At 69.1% G+C, this 15,957-nt stretch carries 22 protein-coding genes and 1 tRNA gene; 16 read left to right on the top strand and 7 right to left on the bottom strand.

The genetic code is table 11. The annotated features are described in order from the left end of the window. Position 1: 1 nt before the first annotated feature. The 5 genes from ABD355_RS27345 to ABD355_RS27325 all read right to left on the bottom strand — a co-directional run bounded on the left by ABD355_RS27345 (position 2) and on the right by ABD355_RS27325 (position 5,854). Positions 2-886 carry a carbohydrate ABC transporter permease gene (locus ABD355_RS27345; protein ID WP_344403336.1) on the bottom strand — a complete coding sequence of 295 codons (885 nt, stop codon included), beginning with the start codon at positions 884-886 and terminating at the stop codon, positions 2-4. Further along, positions 883-1,863 (bottom strand): carbohydrate ABC transporter permease, encoded by a 981-nt coding sequence (locus ABD355_RS27340; protein ID WP_344403335.1) that lies wholly within the window; start codon positions 1,861-1,863, stop codon positions 883-885. Before ABD355_RS27340 ends, ABD355_RS27345 begins: the two co-directional genes overlap by 4 nt. Next, positions 1,863-3,173, bottom strand: a complete 1,311-nt coding sequence (locus ABD355_RS27335; protein ID WP_344403334.1) for an ABC transporter substrate-binding protein — start codon at positions 3,171-3,173, stop codon at positions 1,863-1,865. The genes ABD355_RS27340 and ABD355_RS27335 overlap by 1 nt, the downstream gene beginning before the upstream one ends. A gap of 247 nt (positions 3,174-3,420) precedes the next feature. Then, the gene (locus ABD355_RS27330) at positions 3,421-5,157 is read right to left on the bottom strand and encodes a copper resistance CopC/CopD family protein (RefSeq protein WP_344403333.1); all 1,737 of its coding nucleotides are present in this window, start codon (positions 5,155-5,157) and stop codon (positions 3,421-3,423) included. 223 nt (positions 5,158-5,380) lie between these two features. Beyond that, entirely contained in the window at positions 5,381-5,854 is a 474-nt protein-coding gene (locus tag ABD355_RS27325; RefSeq protein WP_344403332.1) for a cupin domain-containing protein, read from the bottom strand. Between the two features lie 138 nt (positions 5,855-5,992). Here ABD355_RS27325 and ABD355_RS27320 point away from each other — a divergent pair, with 138 nt between their 5' ends. From ABD355_RS27320 to ABD355_RS27295, 6 genes are all read left to right on the top strand, one after another. Further along, a complete protein-coding gene (locus ABD355_RS27320; RefSeq protein ID WP_344403331.1) occupies positions 5,993-6,586 on the top strand; it encodes an HhH-GPD-type base excision DNA repair protein in 594 nt (197 codons plus the stop codon). A 60-nt stretch (positions 6,587-6,646) separates the two neighbouring features. Then, positions 6,647-7,297, top strand: a complete 651-nt coding sequence (locus tag ABD355_RS27315) for an HdeD family acid-resistance protein (protein WP_344403330.1) — start codon at positions 6,647-6,649, stop codon at positions 7,295-7,297. 80 nt (positions 7,298-7,377) lie between these two features. Then, a complete protein-coding gene (locus ABD355_RS27310) occupies positions 7,378-7,692 on the top strand; it encodes a hypothetical protein (RefSeq protein ID WP_344403329.1) in 315 nt (104 codons plus the stop codon). Between the two features lie 56 nt (positions 7,693-7,748). Next, a complete protein-coding gene (locus ABD355_RS27305; protein ID WP_344403328.1) occupies positions 7,749-7,871 on the top strand; it encodes a hypothetical protein in 123 nt (40 codons plus the stop codon). Positions 7,872-8,052: 181 nt separating this feature from the next. Continuing rightward, positions 8,053-8,349: a type II toxin-antitoxin system VapB family antitoxin gene (locus ABD355_RS27300; RefSeq protein ID WP_003999914.1), complete on the top strand. Its 297-nt coding sequence runs from the start codon at positions 8,053-8,055 to the stop codon at positions 8,347-8,349. Positions 8,350-8,460: 111 nt separating this feature from the next. Beyond that, positions 8,461-9,099, top strand: a complete 639-nt coding sequence (locus ABD355_RS27295; RefSeq protein ID WP_344403327.1) for a LytR C-terminal domain-containing protein — start codon at positions 8,461-8,463, stop codon at positions 9,097-9,099. A gap of 120 nt (positions 9,100-9,219) precedes the next feature. On the opposite strand, the gene upp is transcribed toward ABD355_RS27295, so the two are convergent. Next, complete coding sequence (gene upp, locus ABD355_RS27290) at positions 9,220-9,855, bottom strand: uracil phosphoribosyltransferase (protein WP_344403326.1); 636 nt, start codon at positions 9,853-9,855, stop codon at positions 9,220-9,222. Positions 9,856-9,950: 95 nt separating this feature from the next. On the opposite strand from upp, the gene ABD355_RS27285 reads away from it, so the two are divergent. The 9 genes from ABD355_RS27285 (at position 9,951) to ABD355_RS27245 (ending at position 15,051) form a co-directional block, all read left to right on the top strand. Further along, positions 9,951-10,145, top strand: coding sequence for a hypothetical protein (locus ABD355_RS27285; protein WP_344403324.1), 195 nt, complete (start codon positions 9,951-9,953; stop codon positions 10,143-10,145). Positions 10,146-10,386: 241 nt separating this feature from the next. Next, positions 10,387-10,914: a tRNA adenosine deaminase-associated protein gene (locus tag ABD355_RS27280; RefSeq protein WP_344403323.1), complete on the top strand. Its 528-nt coding sequence runs from the start codon at positions 10,387-10,389 to the stop codon at positions 10,912-10,914. 59 nt (positions 10,915-10,973) lie between these two features. After that, on the top strand, positions 10,974-11,399 hold the full coding sequence (tadA, locus tag ABD355_RS27275) for a tRNA adenosine(34) deaminase TadA (RefSeq protein WP_099934251.1): 426 nt from the start codon (positions 10,974-10,976) through the stop codon (positions 11,397-11,399). A gap of 72 nt (positions 11,400-11,471) precedes the next feature. After that, positions 11,472-11,556, top strand: a tRNA-Ser gene (locus ABD355_RS27270). A gap of 82 nt (positions 11,557-11,638) precedes the next feature. Then, positions 11,639-11,815 carry a hypothetical protein gene (locus tag ABD355_RS27265; RefSeq protein ID WP_181922395.1) on the top strand — a complete coding sequence of 59 codons (177 nt, stop codon included), beginning with the start codon at positions 11,639-11,641 and terminating at the stop codon, positions 11,813-11,815. A 19-nt stretch (positions 11,816-11,834) separates the two neighbouring features. Then, positions 11,835-12,128, top strand: coding sequence for a Dabb family protein (locus tag ABD355_RS27260; protein WP_266957404.1), 294 nt, complete (start codon positions 11,835-11,837; stop codon positions 12,126-12,128). A 169-nt stretch (positions 12,129-12,297) separates the two neighbouring features. Next, positions 12,298-13,137 (top strand): RNA polymerase sigma factor SigF, encoded by an 840-nt coding sequence (locus tag ABD355_RS27255; RefSeq protein WP_344403322.1) that lies wholly within the window; start codon positions 12,298-12,300, stop codon positions 13,135-13,137. 246 nt (positions 13,138-13,383) lie between these two features. Then, positions 13,384-14,307 carry a SigB/SigF/SigG family RNA polymerase sigma factor gene (locus tag ABD355_RS27250; protein ID WP_115907172.1) on the top strand — a complete coding sequence of 308 codons (924 nt, stop codon included), beginning with the start codon at positions 13,384-13,386 and terminating at the stop codon, positions 14,305-14,307. Between the two features lie 39 nt (positions 14,308-14,346). Then, positions 14,347-15,051: a hypothetical protein gene (locus tag ABD355_RS27245; protein WP_344403320.1), complete on the top strand. Its 705-nt coding sequence runs from the start codon at positions 14,347-14,349 to the stop codon at positions 15,049-15,051. Between the two features lie 9 nt (positions 15,052-15,060). Here the strand turns inward: ABD355_RS27245 and ABD355_RS27240 are convergent, their stop codons facing one another. Continuing rightward, on the bottom strand, positions 15,061-15,261 hold the full coding sequence (locus ABD355_RS27240; protein ID WP_099929976.1) for a hypothetical protein: 201 nt from the start codon (positions 15,259-15,261) through the stop codon (positions 15,061-15,063). A 194-nt stretch (positions 15,262-15,455) separates the two neighbouring features. Here ABD355_RS27240 and ABD355_RS27235 point away from each other — a divergent pair, with 194 nt between their 5' ends. Further along, positions 15,456-15,956, top strand: a complete 501-nt coding sequence (locus ABD355_RS27235; RefSeq protein WP_344403319.1) for a MarR family winged helix-turn-helix transcriptional regulator — start codon at positions 15,456-15,458, stop codon at positions 15,954-15,956. The last annotated feature ends 1 nt before the right edge of the window (position 15,957 follow it).

Genomic DNA, 15,957 nt, shown 5'->3' with positions numbered 1-15,957 from the left:
GTCAGCCCTTGTTGGCGCCCAGGGTCAGTCCGCTGACGAACTGGCGCTGCAGTACGAAGTACACGATCAGGGTGGGGATCGCGGTGAGCAGGGCGCCCGCGGCGACCAGGTTGGGGTCGGTGAAGTACTGCCCGGAGAGGTTGTTCAACGCGCTGGTGATCGGCATGTTCTCGCCGGTGGAGATCAGCACGATCGCCCAGAAGAAATCGTTGTAGATCCAGATGGACAGCAGCGTCGCGAGGGCGGCCATGGCGGGCTTGCACAGCGGCAGCACGATCTGCCAGTACATCCGCCACACCGACGCCCCGTCGACCAGGGCGGCCTCGGTCAGCTCGTGCGGCAGCATCCGCATGTAGTTGGAGAGCACGAAGGCGCAGAACCCGGACTGGAACGCGACGTGGATGAGGACCAGGCCGAGCGCGGAGTCGTACAGCTTGCCGCTGGCGGTGATGCCGGGCAGGTCGATCAGCAGGTACATGCGGTACAGCGGGGTGATGATGACCTGCTGGGGCAGCAGGTTGCCCGCGGTGAACACCAGCAGCAGGAAGATGTTCAGCCGGAAGTCGAACCGGGAGACGTAGAAGGCCACCATCGAGGACAGCAGCAGCGTGATCAGCACGGCCGGGACCGCGATGATCAGCGTGTTGCCGAAGTAGTGCAGCATGTCCGACTGCTGGAACGCGTTGGTGAAGTTCTCGAAGCTCAGCTTGTGCGGCCAGGACACGTAGCCGCGATTGCTGGTCTCCGAGTACGGCCGCAGGGCCGCGAAGACCGCCCACAGCAGCGGGGCCAGCCAGGCCAGCGCCGTGACGATGAGGAAGGTGTGCAGCAGGATCCGGGCCGGGCGGACCGGCGTGCGTTCCTTTGCGATGACAGCCGTGCTCACGCTTGCCGCTCCTTCCGGAAGGTCGCGATCAGGTAGGGGATGATGACCGCGAGGGAGATCACCAGCAGGACGACGGCGATCGCGGAGCCGTAACCGATCCGGCTGGACTCACCGATGATGTTGTTGGTGATCAGGATCGACAGCAGCTCGGTGCCCTGGGCACCCTTGTTGAAGACGAACACCAGGTCGAAGGCGCGCAGCGCCTCGATGATCGTGACGACCAGGACGACGGTGTTGGTGGGGCGCAGGGTGGGGAAGATGACGTTCTTGAACGTCTGCCACTCGTTCGCCCCGTCCAGGGCGGAGGCCTCCCGCAGGGAGGGGTCCACGCCCTTCAGGCCGGCCAGGTAGAGGATCATCATGTAGCCGGTGTGCCGCCAGGACGCGGCGATCAGCACCGCCCACAGGTTCAGGTGCGGGTCGCCGATCCAGTCGATGTAGTGGCCCGGCTTGTTCGCCCCGATCAGGCTGTTGATCAGCCCGGTGTCGGGGTTGTAGACCAGCTGCCACACAAACCCGGTCACCGCGAGCGACACCACGACGGGCAGGAAGAACGCGGTCTGGTAGACCCGGGAGAAGCGGATCTTCTTGTCCAGCTGGACGGCCAGGAACAATCCCATCGGCGTGGGGATCAGGATGAGCACCACGAACCAGATGATGTTGTGCTCGACGGCCGGCCAGAACTGCGGGTTGTCGGTGAACAACTGCTTGAAGTTGTCCAGCCCCACCCACTTGATCGAGTCGAAGCCGATGCCGTCCCAGGTGGTGAAGGCCAGCGCGATGGAGGCCAGCGCGGTCACCCACACCAGGGCCACGTGCAGGACGGTGGGCACGCCGGCCATGACGGCCAGCGTGATGCGGTCACGGCGGGTCAGCAGGCGCTTGTGGCCCTGCGGGACCCGCTTGGTTGCAGGCGCATGGCCCGGAGGCGGCACGGCGGCCGCCTCCGGGCTCTTCGTAGTCGTTTCGGAGCTCATCAGGACGCGAAGATCGTCTTCTTCTGGCGCTCGATCGAGGACAGCAGACTGTCGACGCCCTTGGGGTTCTGGAGGAACTTCTGCAGACCCGGCTGCATCACCGTCGAGGTGAAGTCCGGCCGCGAGTCACGGTCCATGAACTGCGTCAGCGACTTGGCGCCGGAGATCATGTCGTACGCCTTCTTCTGCAGCGGCGTGTACGAGGAGGTGTCGGCCTTGCTGGAGGCGGCCACCACGCTGGAGTCGGCCTTGAGGTAGATCTGCTCGGCCTCCGGCGTGCCCAGGAACTCCATCAGCTTGGTGACACCGTCGTGGTTCTTGGGCGCCTTGGAGACCATGAAGCCGTCGGTGGGCGCCTCCACGGTGTCCTGCCCGAACTGCGGGTTGATCTCCGGGAAGGCGAAGAAGTCCAGGTCGTCCAGGTCGGCCTTGTTGGTGAACTGCTGGGCCACGAAGGAACCGATGACGTACATGCCCGCCTTCTTCGACACCAGCGTCTGGGCGGCGTCCTGCCAGGTGCGGCCCATGAAGCCGTCCTGGTGGTAGGGCAACAGCTCGGACCAGTGGTCGAAGACCGCCTTGACCTTCGGGTCCGTCCACGCCTCCTTGCCCGCCATCAGCGACTTGTGGAAGTCGTAGCCGTTGAGCCGGAAGTTGATCTGGTCGAAGGTGCCCATCGCCGGCCACGCGTCCTTGTCACCGAACGCGATCGGCACCAGGCCGTCCTGCTTCATCTTCTTGCACAGCGTCACCAGCTGGTCCCACGTGGTGGGCACCTGGTAGCCGTGCTGCTTGAAGACGCTCTTGCGGTAGAAGAGAGCCCACGGGTACGTGTACAGCGGCACGAAGTAGTACTTGCCGTCCTCACCCTTGGACAGCTGCTTCATCGCGTCGGGGAAGTTGCCGCCGATCTTCGTCCATACGTCGTCGATCGGAGTCGCGAGCTTCTTCGCCGCGAAGAACTGCATCCGGTAGCCCGCGAACCAGGTGAACACGTCGTCCGGCGTGGCCTGGAGGTAGGAGTTGATCTGCTCCTGGAAGGTGTTGTGGTCCTTGGTGTTGACGTTGACCTTGATGCCGGACTGCTTCGTGAAGGCGGCGTAGATCTCAGCGAACGCCTTCTTCGGCACCGCGTCCGAGGAGTTGGAACCCAGACTGACGGTCTTCGAGTCCGAGCCACTCCCACTGCTGCCACACGCGGACAGCAACGGTATGCCCGCACCCGCGAGCAGGGCTGCGCCACCCACACCACGCAGCAGACTGCGACGGCTCGTCGCGGGAAGAGAGAGACCCGAGGGGGAGAGGTCCATGTACGGCTCCTGAAGGCAGGGGTTCGGTCACAACGCCACGTCGAAAAAAGTCGAAACCGACCAGAAATCAACTCGACCAAACATCGTGGCGCTTATATCAGTCCTATGTCCGGTCATGCGTCAAGAGCCGCCGGGGACCTTTGTGGAAATGTGACCGACATGTTCGTGATCGTTTCGGTGCGAGTGATCGAACGATCCCGCCCGGAGTTGAGAGTAAATGCCGGATTCGCGGGGCGACCAGGGCCTGCTAGGCGACGATCCGGACCGACTTCGTCACAGTGACCTGGTCGATCTCGGACGTGCGGACCGTGGCCTTCATGGTCCAGGTTCCGGCGAGGGGCACGGTCACCGAACTGCTCCCCCAGTAGCCGCCCTGATTGGTCAACCTGGCGTCCAGCGGGCCGATCTTCTGCGCGGGGAGGCTGAGGGAGAGCCGCAGCTCGGGGACGGTGACGATGCCGCCGTCGGGCCCGAAGACGACCGCCTGCACGGTGTTGTCGCCGACGCGGCCCGGGTCGAGGGTGATCTGCACCTTGCCGCGCGCGCGGCCGACCTCGAACGGGATCGTCGTGACCGATGCGGCAGGCAGCCCGCCGGCCGTCGCGGGTGCCTGCGCCGCCTCGGCGGCCGCGCGGCCCGGCAGCGTGCTGCTGAGCACGGTCGTGAGCACCAGCACCACGACCCCGACGGCGACCTCGGCGAGCACGCTGCGGCGCAGACTGCGGAGGCTGGCGCCTTCGGCGGCCGGGACGGCCGGTTCCTCCGCGACGGTCGCGGGAGGCCCGCCCACGGGCTCCGGGACCCGTTCCCGTACGGCCGTCTCGGCGTCCGCCGTCACCAGCTGCGCGGTCCAGCGCCGCGAGAGCCCAGCGGCCGCCACCAGGAGCACCACAGCGGCCAGTTTGGCCACCAGCAGGCGCCCGTACGTCGTGCCGGTGAGCGCGCTCCAGGAGCCCAGCCCGCGCCAGGACTGGTAGACGCCGGTGACGACCAGGACGGTCACGGAGACGAAGGCGATCCTGGAGAAGCGGGCCACGACGGCCGGGGCGAGTTCGGTGCGGTGGAGCAGGATCAGCAGCGCCGTGAGGCCGCCCAGCCAGAGGGCCATGGCCAGCAGGTGCAGCACGGCGGACGCCATCGCCAGGGGGACCTGGATGCCCGCCGAGGCGTGCTCGGAGGCGGCCCAGGTGAGCGCGAGGGCCACGCCGAGGGCAGCACCGGCGGCGAGCAGCGGCCGCGGCCGTGCGTCGCGTTTGCTCAGTCGTACGGCGAACACGGCGGCGAGCAGCAGCAGGGCGAGCCGGGCCAGCAGGGCGAGCCCCGGGCGGCCCGTGAGGGTGCGGGTGAAGGCGGCGGTGTCGAGGGCGGTCGCGGGACCCGTGCCGGTCTCGTACGGGGCGCGCAGCACCAGCAGCGCCAGGGTGCTCCCCAGCAGCGTCCACCAGCCCACGACCAGGGGTTTGTGCAGCGGAGCGCGGTCCGTCGGGCGGCACAGGGCGACGAAGGCGGACGTGCCGATCAGCAGCGCGGCCGCCAAGTACGCCAGATAGCGGGCGATGTTGTAGAGACTGGCGGTCGCCGGGTTCTCGACCGGTCCGGTGTTCACGGTGGCGACCGTTGCGGAGGCTTTGCCGACGGAGAAGGTGAACGCGCCGCCCACCGGGTGGCTGTCCGCCGAGACGACCCGCCAGGCCACGACATAGGTGCCCTTGGCGAGCGTCTTCGGCAGGGTCACGCTCGCCGTGTCGGAGCGGCCCCCCGCGTGCTGGGCCTCACCGATGCCCACCCGCCGGTTGTCGGGACCCAGGACGCGGAAGGAATCGTCCAGCAGACCGACGGACTCGGTGAACGTCAGGGTGATGGAGCGGGGGGCCGACCTGAGGACGGTTCCGTCCTCGGGGTCGGTGGACTTGAGCGCCGCGTGCGCCGACGCGGTCCCCGCACCGCCGAGGACGAGCAGGACCAGCACGGCACCGAGCAGCACCAGCCCTCGAACCCCCCGACGCCGCTGCCGCCTCCTGCGCTCACCGTCACACCCCACGCCACCCTCCGTCCCGGCCCGGACCGCCTCCCGCATAGGTACGGACGCAGACCGCGGGGCATTCATCACGCGGAGCCGAGTGGCGGGCCGAGTGGTGAGGGGACCGGCCACGAAACCGGGCACGCGTCGCCGACATGGCCAGGAACGACCTGTCCCTCCGGCAGCTTCATGGACGGCACAGTTCCGCAATCCGGTCGGCCTCGGCCGGATACCGCGGCGTGAGCTCGGCCGCGTCCCCGTGCTCGTAGCCCTCGTAGGTGAACCCGGGTGCCATCGTGCATCCGAAGAACGTCCACGCCCCGCCCGCGGCGACCCGTCCGCCCATCCAGGTGCCGGCCGGCACGGTCGTCTGGGGCTGCTGGCCGCCCAGTACGTCCGGTCCGAGCACCACCGTCCTGGACGTCCCGTCCGGTGCGAGGAGCAGCAGCTCCAGCGGATCACCCAGGTAGAAGTGCCAGATCTCGTCGGTGGGCAGGCGGTGCAGGGCCGAGTGGTCGTCGGCCGTCAGCAGGGCGACGATCGCGGTGCCCTCCGGCCGTCCGTCGGCGCGCTCGGGGCCCGCCCAGGTCTGGCGGAACAGGCCGCCTTCGCGCGGGATCGGTTCCAGTCCGTAGTGCGCGACGAGGTCCTCAGGAGTCATTCGCGGAAGGCTACCTCCCCCCGCGGAAAAGCCAATTGGGCCTTCTTCTCGGGGCAGCACGACCACCGGCCGGTCCGAGCACCGAGGGTGGGTGCGCTGGAATCGTCCCCGCGGCATGAAAGCGGCATGATCGGAGGCATGGACGTCACCCTGCACCTCGCCCAGGACCCCAAGGCCGACGAGCTCCTCGGACGCTCTCCGCTCGCCGTGCTCGTCGGGATGCTGCTGGACCAGCAGGTCCCGATGGAGTGGGCGTTCAAGGGGCCCCGCACGATCGCGGACCGGCTCGGCGCCGACGACCTGGACGCGCACGAGATCGCCGTCATGGACCCGGACGCCTTCGCCGCGCTGCTGTCCGAGAAGCCGGCCGTGCACCGCTACCCGGGCTCCATGGCCAAGCGCGTCCAGCAGCTGTGCCAGTACCTCGTCGAGCACTACGACGGCAACGCCGAGCTCGTCTGGAAGGGCGTGACCGACGGGCGTGAGCTCCTCAAGCGCCTTCAGGAGCTGCCCGGCTTCGGCAAGCAGAAGGCGCAGATCTTCCTGGCCCTGCTGGGCAAGCAGCTCGGCGTACGGCCCAAGGGCTGGCGGGAGGCCGCGGGCGGATACGGCGAGGCGAACTGCCACCGTTCCGTCGCCGACATCGAGGGGCCCGAGTCGCTGGCCAAGGTCCGGGCGCACAAGCAGGAGATGAAGGCGGCCGCGAAGGCAGCGAAGGCCGCCGGGAAGTAGCCGTCAGCCGACCGGCTCCCAGAGGCGGCGCGCCGCCCGCGGCCGGTCCAAGCATGGAACATGACCGAGCCATCGAGCGCCTCTTGCGCGGGCTCGCAGGTCCACACCGCCGGACGCCCGACGGGCCCGCATGAGCCGGAGCCCCCCTTGGAAGGTGCCCTGCACGCGCTCTCCCGCGCCGCCTGGCAGATCGTCCTGCTCACCGGCATCGCCTCCCTGGTCCTCGGCGTGCTGGTCCTGGTCTGGCCGGGAGCCTCCCTGCTCGCGGCCGGCGTCCTCTTCGGCGTCTACCTCCTGATCAGCGGCATCTTCCAGCTGGTCGCCGCCTTCGGCACACACAAGACCACGGCCCTGCGCGTCCTGGCCTTCATCAGCGGTTCCCTGTCGATCCTGCTGGGCCTTTTCTGTCTGCGCGGCCCGATGCGGTCGATCCTGCTGCTGGCCCTGTGGATCGCCATCGGCTGGCTCATCCGGGGAATCACCCAGACCCTGGCCGCCGCCTCCGACAGCACCATGCCGGCCCGCGGCTGGCAGATCTTCCTCGGGATCGTCACCTTCCTCGGCGGGATCGTGCTGATCGACTCGCCATTGCATTCGGTCGCCGTGCTCACCCTGCTCGGCGGCATCTGGCTGGTCGCGGTCGGCGTGGTCGAGATCGTCACCGCGATCCGTATCCGCGGCCGGGCCCGGCAACTGCCGTGCACCCGTTAGGCCGTGCCGGGTCCCCCGAACGGGCGGTTCTCGGCCCCGACATGCTGAAGGCGGGACAAAGCATGGGCAAATGACCTCTCGTGAGCACCGTACGAAGCCTCTCCCGCGGCCACGCCTGGCTGCGGACGCTCGTCCTGCTGCTCGCCCTGCTGGTCCCGGGCGCCCATGCGGAGGTGCATGCGGCACCGCCCTCCGCCACGGAGATCGTCGAGTACGACGCCCTGGACGCGGCCGTGCGGCCACCGGCCGACGCCCTGCACCGCACCGTCGTGGCCCTGCGCCCCGCCCCGCTCCAGGCCCCGCCCCTCGGCACCCCGGCGGACCGCCCCCTTCCCGCGCCGCCCCGGCCGCCGTACGCCCTGCACTCCCTGCGCTCCGTGGTCCTGCGCTGCTGACAGATCCCGGCCCCCGGAAAAGTCAGTCACCACGCAAGGAACCAGGGAAAACAGTCATGCCCACCGACCCGTACGCGGTCCTGCGCGCCCTGCTGCGCGCCGAAGCCGCACGCAACGCACCCAAGCAGAACCCGCAGAAGCCTAAGTCCGAGCAGCCCCCGAAGGAACGGGACCGCTGAATCCGCCGGCGGAGGCGGATGTTCCCCGTGAACCACCGCCTCCGCCGGGCCGACGCTCGCCGTCCACAGCCTGTGCGTAACACCCGTACGGATCCTTTGCCCCGATTTGCAACTTCTTTTCGGTCCCCGCACTGCGTCGCCATGGCTGCGCCCGGAAGGTCTTGACCGGTAGGCTTTCCGTGTGATCTTCAAGCGCATCGGAAACGGCCGGCCGTACCCCGACCACGGCCGGGAAAGCACCCGGCAGTGGGCGGACGTCGCGCCGCGCCCGGTCCGCCTCGATCAGCTCGTCACCACCAAGGGACAGCTCGACCTGGAGACCCTCCTGGCCGAGGACTCGACCTTCTACGGCGACCTGTTCGCACACGTCGTCAAGTGGCAGGGCGACCTGTATCTCGAGGACGGCCTCCACCGCGCGGTGCGGGCCGCGCTGCAGCAGCGCCAGGTGCTGCACGCACGCGTGCTCGAACTCGACTGACGCACACCCCCGAAGGGCTGCCGGTGACGGCTTGGCCCTTTCGGGTTCACCTGTGCGGCCTCGAATGATCATCTAGTAGGCATCGCCGCCCGGGCGCACTACGCTGCGCTCATGAGCATGCTGACTCCGCCGGGCATGGGTGGTAAGTACCGGATCACGGGGGACAAATACCCACGAATGCGCAGGCGCAGGCGCGGCAGGCTCGGAGTCGCCCTGGTGGCCTCCGTTGCCGCACTCGGCCTGGTCGGCTGGGGCACGCTGCAGCTCATCGACCTCTTCACCGGCGGTGGCGAGAAGGCCTCGGCGGCCGGCCCCAAGGCGGACTGCGCGACCAAGGCGCGCCCGTCGGCCGACACCAAGAAGGCCCCCGTGCCCAAGCCCGGCACGATCACGGTCAACGTCTACAACGCCACGGACCGCAGTGGTCTGGCCAAGAACACGGCGGACGAGCTGCAGAAGCGCGGCTTCAAGATCGGTGACGTGGGCAACGCGTCGAAGGAGTTCGACAAGAAGGTCAAGGGCACCGGCATACTGCTCGGCGCCCCGTCCGCCCTGAACAGCTCGCTGCCCGTGCTCGCCACGCAGCTCGCCGGCGCCGAGAAGCGGGCCGACACCCGCAAGGGCCCCGCCGTCGACCTGATCCTCGGCACAGCCTTCAAGGACCTCACCCCGAAGCCGGCGGCGGACCAGGCCCTGGCGGCACTGGCCAATCCCCAGCCGACGCCCACGTCTTCGACGAAGCGCTGCTGAGAGCGCCCCTTCAGGGGCGCGGGGCGGTGTCGATTTGCGGCTCCGCCGCGTGGGCGCGACAAGCCACAGACAACCCGCAGCCACCAAACACCCGCGCCCCTACGGCGAAAAGGCGAAGCCCTACTCGGCAGCGCCGTAGAGGCGATCCCCCGCATCCCCGAGCCCCGGCACGATGTACCCGTGCTCATTGAGCCGCTCGTCCACGGCCGCCGTCACCACGGTCACCGGCGTCCCCGCCAGCTCCCGCTCCATGACCTCGACCCCCTCGGGGGCCGCAAGAAGCACCACGGCGGTCACATCGTCCGCCCCGCGCTTGATCAGCTCCTGGATCGCCGCGACCAACGTGCCGCCGGTGGCCAGCATCGGGTCCAGGACGTACACCTGACGCCCGGAGAGGTCCTCGGGCATGCGCGAGGCGTACGTCGACGCCTGCAGCGTCTCCTCGTTGCGGATCATGCCGAGGAAGCCCACCTCGGCCGTCGGCAGCAGCCGTACCATGCCGTCGAGCATGCCGAGCCCGGCCCGCAGGATCGGCACCACCAGGGGGCGCGGGCGGGCGAGCTTGACGCCGGTGGTCGAGGAGACCGGCGTCGTGATGTCGACCTGTTCGGTGCGCACGTCGCGCGTGGCCTCGTAGGCGAGCAGGGTGACCAGCTCGTCGGCGAGACGGCGGAAGGTCGCGGAGTCGGTGCGCTGGTCGCGCAGCGTGGTGAGCTTGTGGGCGACCAGGGGGTGGTCGACGACGTGGAGACGCATGCCCTAACAGTAACCGCGCCTCAGTGACGGCTGCGCTGGCATCAAACCGCCCATCAGAGGGAAAGTGGGAGGACGTACCGGGGGGTGGTGTGCCTATGCCTGACCTGCCTGAGCGTGAAACCCGTAAGGACTCGTCGTCGGCCGAGACCGACGCCGAGCGCCGGCGTCGCAGGGCCCAGTTCCTGCGTGACCTCGCCGAAGCCCGTGAGCTGCGGGACCGTGTGCAGCCCAGGCGTGCGAAGACCGCACGGCTGCGCCACGCCATGCGCATGCGCACCTTCCGCTGGTAGCTCGGGGTCCGACTCGGGACGCGCCTGAGGGCAACCCGTTGCGTGCACACGCCGATCGCCGCGTACGATCCCGCTCGTGGCCGATCAAAGACGGCAGACACAGGGTGCCGAAGACGTCCCCTGAACGCCTTGTTTCTGCCACGATTCCGAGTGGGTGGGGCTCGGAGCACAGCTCTCCCCGCCCTGAGCCCCGCCGGGGGGACCTCCAACCGGCACGCCTAAGACCAGTGGGAGAGTCACGGTGTACTTCGCCGCACTGCTCGCGCGCACCGAAGACGGGTGGGAAGCGAGCGACACAGAGCTCGACGATGTGGAAACCCTGTCGGATCTGGCCGATCTCGCCCGGGAAGCCTCGACCGAGGACGACACGGTGCTCATCCTGATCGAACAGGAAGAAACCTGGTTCGGTGTCGTCCGCGTCGACGGCGAGGACGACCCTCGTATCTACGTCTCGGACGCCGCCGCCGCTGCCCGCAGCAGCTACGGCGAGATCCTGCTCACCGACGAACTGCTCGGAAGGGAGCCCGGCGACGACGACGCCGACCTGGAGTCCCTCGACCTCGACGGCACCGAGGACGGTGAGGACGAGGACGACGGCGACGAGGACACGTCGTCCGCCGAGTCCGTGCCGCACAGCCCGGTCGGCGACGCCGAGATCCTCGACGACCTCGGTGTCAGCGCCAAGGAGCTGCGCGCCCTCGACGAGGACGCCCTGAACACGATCGCCGAGGCCCTGGGCGCCTCGGAGGTCCTGGAGACCGTCCGCTGACCGCTGCAGCGACCCAAGGAGGCACCCCCGACCCGGTACGCGACCGCTGGCGGGCCGCGATGCGGCTCGCCCTGGACGAGGCCGGACGGGCGGGCGCCGACGTGCCGGTGGGCGCCGTCGTACTGGCCTCGGACGGTACGACCGTGCTCGGCGCCGGACACAACGAACGCGAGGCCACCGGTGATCCGACCGCGCACGCCGAGATCCTCGCGATCCGCCGGGCCGCGGCCGACCTCGGGGAGTGGCGGCTGTCCGGCTGCACGCTGGTCGTCACCCTCGAACCCTGCACGATGTGCGCGGGCGCGCTCGTGCAGTCCCGGGTGGACCGTGTCGTCTACGGCGCCCGCGACGAGAAGGCCGGCGCGGCCGGCTCCCTCTGGGACGTCGTACGCGACCGCAGACTCAACCACCGCCCCGAGGTGATCGAGGGCGTACTCGCCGAGGACTGCGCCCGGATCCTCACCGAATTCTTCCGCTCCCGCTGAACACCGGCCCCTGCACACCCGCCCCGAATACCGATTTCAGAGCACTGCCCGGCGTGCTGTAAGGTCTCCCTCGGTAGCGTGTCCGAGCGGCCGAAGGAGCTCGCCTCGAAAGCGAGTGTGGCGCAAGTCACCGAGGGTTCAAATCCCTCCGCTACCGCTTGGGAAGGGCCCCGTCGAGAGACGGGGCCCTTCGTGCGATCATGTGCGGTCGTGGGGCAACAGTGACTGGGGAGGCCGCAATGGCGGTGAATGCCAAGAAGATCGCCGTCTATGTGCTCGTGGTCTTCGCGCTGTACGTCATCATCACGGACCCGGCCAAGGCGGCCAGCTACGTCCAGATAGGGTTCGAGGGCATATCGGACGCCGCCAAGGCCATAGGCGACTTCTTCACCTGGCTCGCCAACGGCGCCCACTAGGCCGTAGCTAGGAGCGCACATGATCCGCCATCTCGTCCTGTTCAAGCTCGGCGAGGGCGTCGAGCGCGACGACCCGCGCGTCCTGGAGGGCGTCGACGCCTTCCGGTCGCTGGACGGGAAGATCCCCGAGATCCGCTTCTGGGAGCTGGGCTGGAACATCAGCGACCGCCCCATCGCGTACGACTTCGCCATCAACTCCGGCTTCGACGACGCGGCCGCGCTGCGCCGCTACGTCGAGCACCCGGAGCACCAGGCGGGCGTGACGCTGTGGAAGGAGTTCTCCACCTGGGTGATCGCCGACTACGAGTACTGAGCGGACCCCGCTGGGCCCTGCGCCGGAAAGGCGCAGGGCCTTTATGCGTATTGGGCCCCAACTTGCCCTCAACACGGCGTTATGCGGTGCTTGCACACAGTGCACATCTCTTGTGATGCTATGACCGCTTTTGCCGAATACGTTGATCGATTGCGAGGTGGAGTTGACCGTGCCGGCCAGTACTGCGCCTCAAGCACCGCCCCTGGAGGCCCCCGAGGCCCCACCGGAGCCCGCACCGCCGCGCAGCCGCGGCGCCGACACCCGGGCCCTCACCCAGGTGCTCTTCGGCGAGCTCAAGGGGCTCGGGCCGGGCACGCCGGAGCACAACCGGGTGCGCGGGGCGCTCATCGAGGCCAACCTCCCGCTCGTGCGCTACGCGGCCGCCCGCTTCCGCTCCCGCAACGAGCCGATGGAGGACGTGATCCAGGTCGGCACCATCGGGCTCATCAACGCGATCGACCGCTTCGACCCGGACCGGGGCGTGCAGTTCCCGACCTTCGCGATGCCGACCGTCGTCGGCGAGATCAAGCGCTACTTCCGGGACAACGTCCGCACGGTCCACGTCCCGCGCCGGCTGCACGAGCTGTGGGTGCAGGTCAACAGCGCGACCGAGGACCTGACGACCGCCTTCGGGCGCACGCCCACGACCGCCGAGATCGCCGAACGGCTGCGCATCACCGAGGAGGAGGTGCTCTCCTGTATCGAGGCAGGCCGCTCGTACCACGCGACCTCCCTGGAGGCCGCCCAGGAGGGCGACGGGCTGCCGGGGCTCCTGGACCGGCTCGGCTACGAGGACCCGGCCCTGGACGGCGTCGAGCACCGCGACCTCGTCCGCCATCTCCTCGTACAACTGCCGGAACGGGAACAGAGAATCCTTCTTCTGCGCTACTACAGCAACCTCACCCAGTCGCAGATCAGTGCGGAACTCGGTGTCTCCCAGATGCATGTCTCACGGCTACTCGCGCGTAGCTTCCAGCGGCTGCGATCCGCAAACAGGATCGAGGCATAACCGTCACGAGCGAATCGCTCACCAGGGCCGTTCCCGACAGTTCTGCGCTGAAAAAGCCTCAGACCCCCTTTTTCCAGGGCCGATTCGTGTCTCGCATGTCGACATGTCACTACAGCGTGTTGCCGACATGTGACATTCTTCCCCAAGCGCGTTTGCCGCGGCTTCGGCTCCGGTATTCAGGTGAAGGCTGAACTCCTCGCCGGAGGAGGCTCGGCCACGACCGTCCCGCGACCCAGAGGGGGTGGCATGTCCGCAGACCAGGGCAGCTCGAAGGTGCTCACGCTCACGAAGAGCGAGTCAGCGCCCGCCGACGCCGTGCCCGGCTCCATCGACGAGATGGCAGCCGTCGACACCGCACCGGCCCCGGCCCTTACGGCCGCTGACATCCCGGCCCCCCCGGCCTCGGATGCCATCGACACCCGCACCCTGTCCCGCTCCCTTTTCCTGCGGCTCGCCGCACTCGACGAGACCAGCCCCGAGCGCGCGTACGTCCGGGACACCCTCATCGAACTCAACCTCCCGCTGGTGCGCTACGCGGCGGCCCGCTTCCGCTCGCGCAACGAGCCGATGGAGGACATCGTCCAGGTCGGCACCATCGGCCTGATCAAGGCGATCGACCGCTTCGACTGCGAACGGGGCGTGGAGTTCCCGACCTTCGCGATGCCGACGGTCGTCGGTGAGATCAAGCGGTTCTTCCGCGACACCTCGTGGTCGGTGCGGGTCCCGCGCCGGCTGCAGGAGCTGCGCCTGGCCCTCACCAAGGCCAGCGACGAGCTCTCCCAGAAGCTGGACCGCTCCCCGACCGTTCCCGAACTCGCCGCGGTGCTCGGCGTCTCCGAGGAGGACGTGGTCGACGGCCTCGCGGTCGGCAACGCGTACACCGCCTCCTCGCTGGACTCCCCGGCGCCCGAGGACGACGGCGGCGAGGGCTCCCTCGCGGACCGGCTCGGCTACGAGGACACCGCCCTGGAGGGCGTCGAGTACCGCGAGTCCCTCAAGCCCCTGCTGGCCAAGCTCCCGCCCCGGGAGCGGCAGATCATCATGCTCCGCTTCTTCGCCAACATGACCCAGTCGCAGATCGGCGAGGAGGTCGGCATCTCGCAGATGCACGTCTCCCGGCTGCTGACCCGGACGCTGGCGCAGCTGCGGGAGGGGCTCATCTCCGACTGAACCCTTCCTTCCTGACGGGGTGTCAGCCACACTGGCGCGATGCTTCGGACGACATGGACACCTGGCCGTCGAGGCGCCGTGATCGGCGCGTCGGCGGCCGTCGTCTGCCTGGGAGCCGCGCTGGCCGCGTGCGGGGGCGGCGGGGCCGAGGGTTACGTCGCCACCGGCGCCGTGGGCGGTGCGCCTCAGGCCTCCGCCACGACGCTGACGCCGACGGGCGGGGTGACCTTCGTACCGCTGGACGGACCGCGGAAGAACAGCGGGTCCGCCCCTGCGGCCACGGGCAACACCGGGCCCGACAGCGGGACTTCGCCCGGCGCCCCGCCAGCAGCGCCCGGAGCAGACGGCAGCCCGTCGGGCAGCAGCGCCAAGTCCGGTCGTACGACGACGGATCCGCCGTCGCCGACGACAACTCCCAGCCACCCGGCACCCGCTGGGCCCGCCGTTCTCACCTGGAGCGATCCGGCCCGGAAAGCCACCGACAAGCGCTGGTGCGAGGACGTCACGCTGGACTTCGCCAACTCCGGCGGCAGCGCGGTGCGTTCCGGCAGTGTGAAATTCGGGACGCACATCATCGGGGCGCTCGGCATCGACTGGGGGACGGTCGAGTCGACCGCCGGGCTTCCGGTGCCGATCGGGGCCGGGGCGCGGGAAGGGAAGACCTGGACGGTGTGCGTCGACGCCTGGCGCGTACCGCTCGGCATGCACATCGAGACGCGGGACGTCACCGTCCAGTGGAGGTAGCGGCAGGCCCTACTTGAGCGCCAGCCAGGCGACGGCCGCCACGACCGCCACGGCCACGACGATGCCGACGATCAGGCCGATGCGCGGACCGGCCGGCGCGGGCGCCTGCTGCTGACGGCGGCCCTGCGGGCCCTCGTCGACGAACGCGCGGAACATCTGGGTGCTGCCTGCGGGGTCATGGTTGCCCTGGGGGCCCTGGGGGTTTGCCATAGCCCGAGACCCTAGCGAATCACCGGTTGTGGCCCAAGTGGGGGGCGGTTCCCGGCCACAACCGCCCTCACCTGCGTATTTACGTTCGCAATACTTGTCTTTGCCAAGTTTTTGTGCGGCATCGGGGCATTTTGTTTGCCTGCAGCAACCAACGACTTCTATGGTTGCCCCAAGCAACGAATGCGGGAGGTGTGATGGCCGAGCGGGCGCAGTACGAGGAGCTGCTGAGGCAGTTCAGCGCCTTCGGCGCGGTGAAGCGGGAGCTGGGGCGGATCATGCCGTCCGACTGCTCGAGCGGCAGCGCCGCGGTGCTGATCCTGCTCGGACGCCATGGCGACATGCGAATGAGCAGGCTCGCCGAGCTGCTGGCCGTGGACATGTCGGTCACCAGCCGCCATGTCGCCCACCTCGCCGAGCGCGGCTGGATCGACCGGTCCCCCGACCCGGCGGACAAACGGTCCCGGATCCTGCACCTCACGCCCACGGGCCTGGCCCAGCTGGAGGCGCTGTCCGAGCGGACCACCCAGCTGCTGGCCGAGCGGCTCGCCGACTGGAGCGACGAGGAGGTCGCCCAGCTCAGCAGGCTCATGGAACGCCTGCGGGCCAGCTTCGACGACTGCCGCGCCCTGCCGCCCCGGCTGCCGCCCCCCGCACTCGAACTCGAACCGACCACCCGTACACCCGCAAGCACTTAAG

The organism is Streptomyces longisporus, assembly GCF_039532765.1.
Lineage (GTDB): Bacteria > Actinomycetota > Actinomycetes > Streptomycetales > Streptomycetaceae > Streptomyces > Streptomyces longisporus.
Note: the sequence above shows the minus strand (reverse complement) of the source record. Positions and strands in the feature narration are given on the sequence as shown.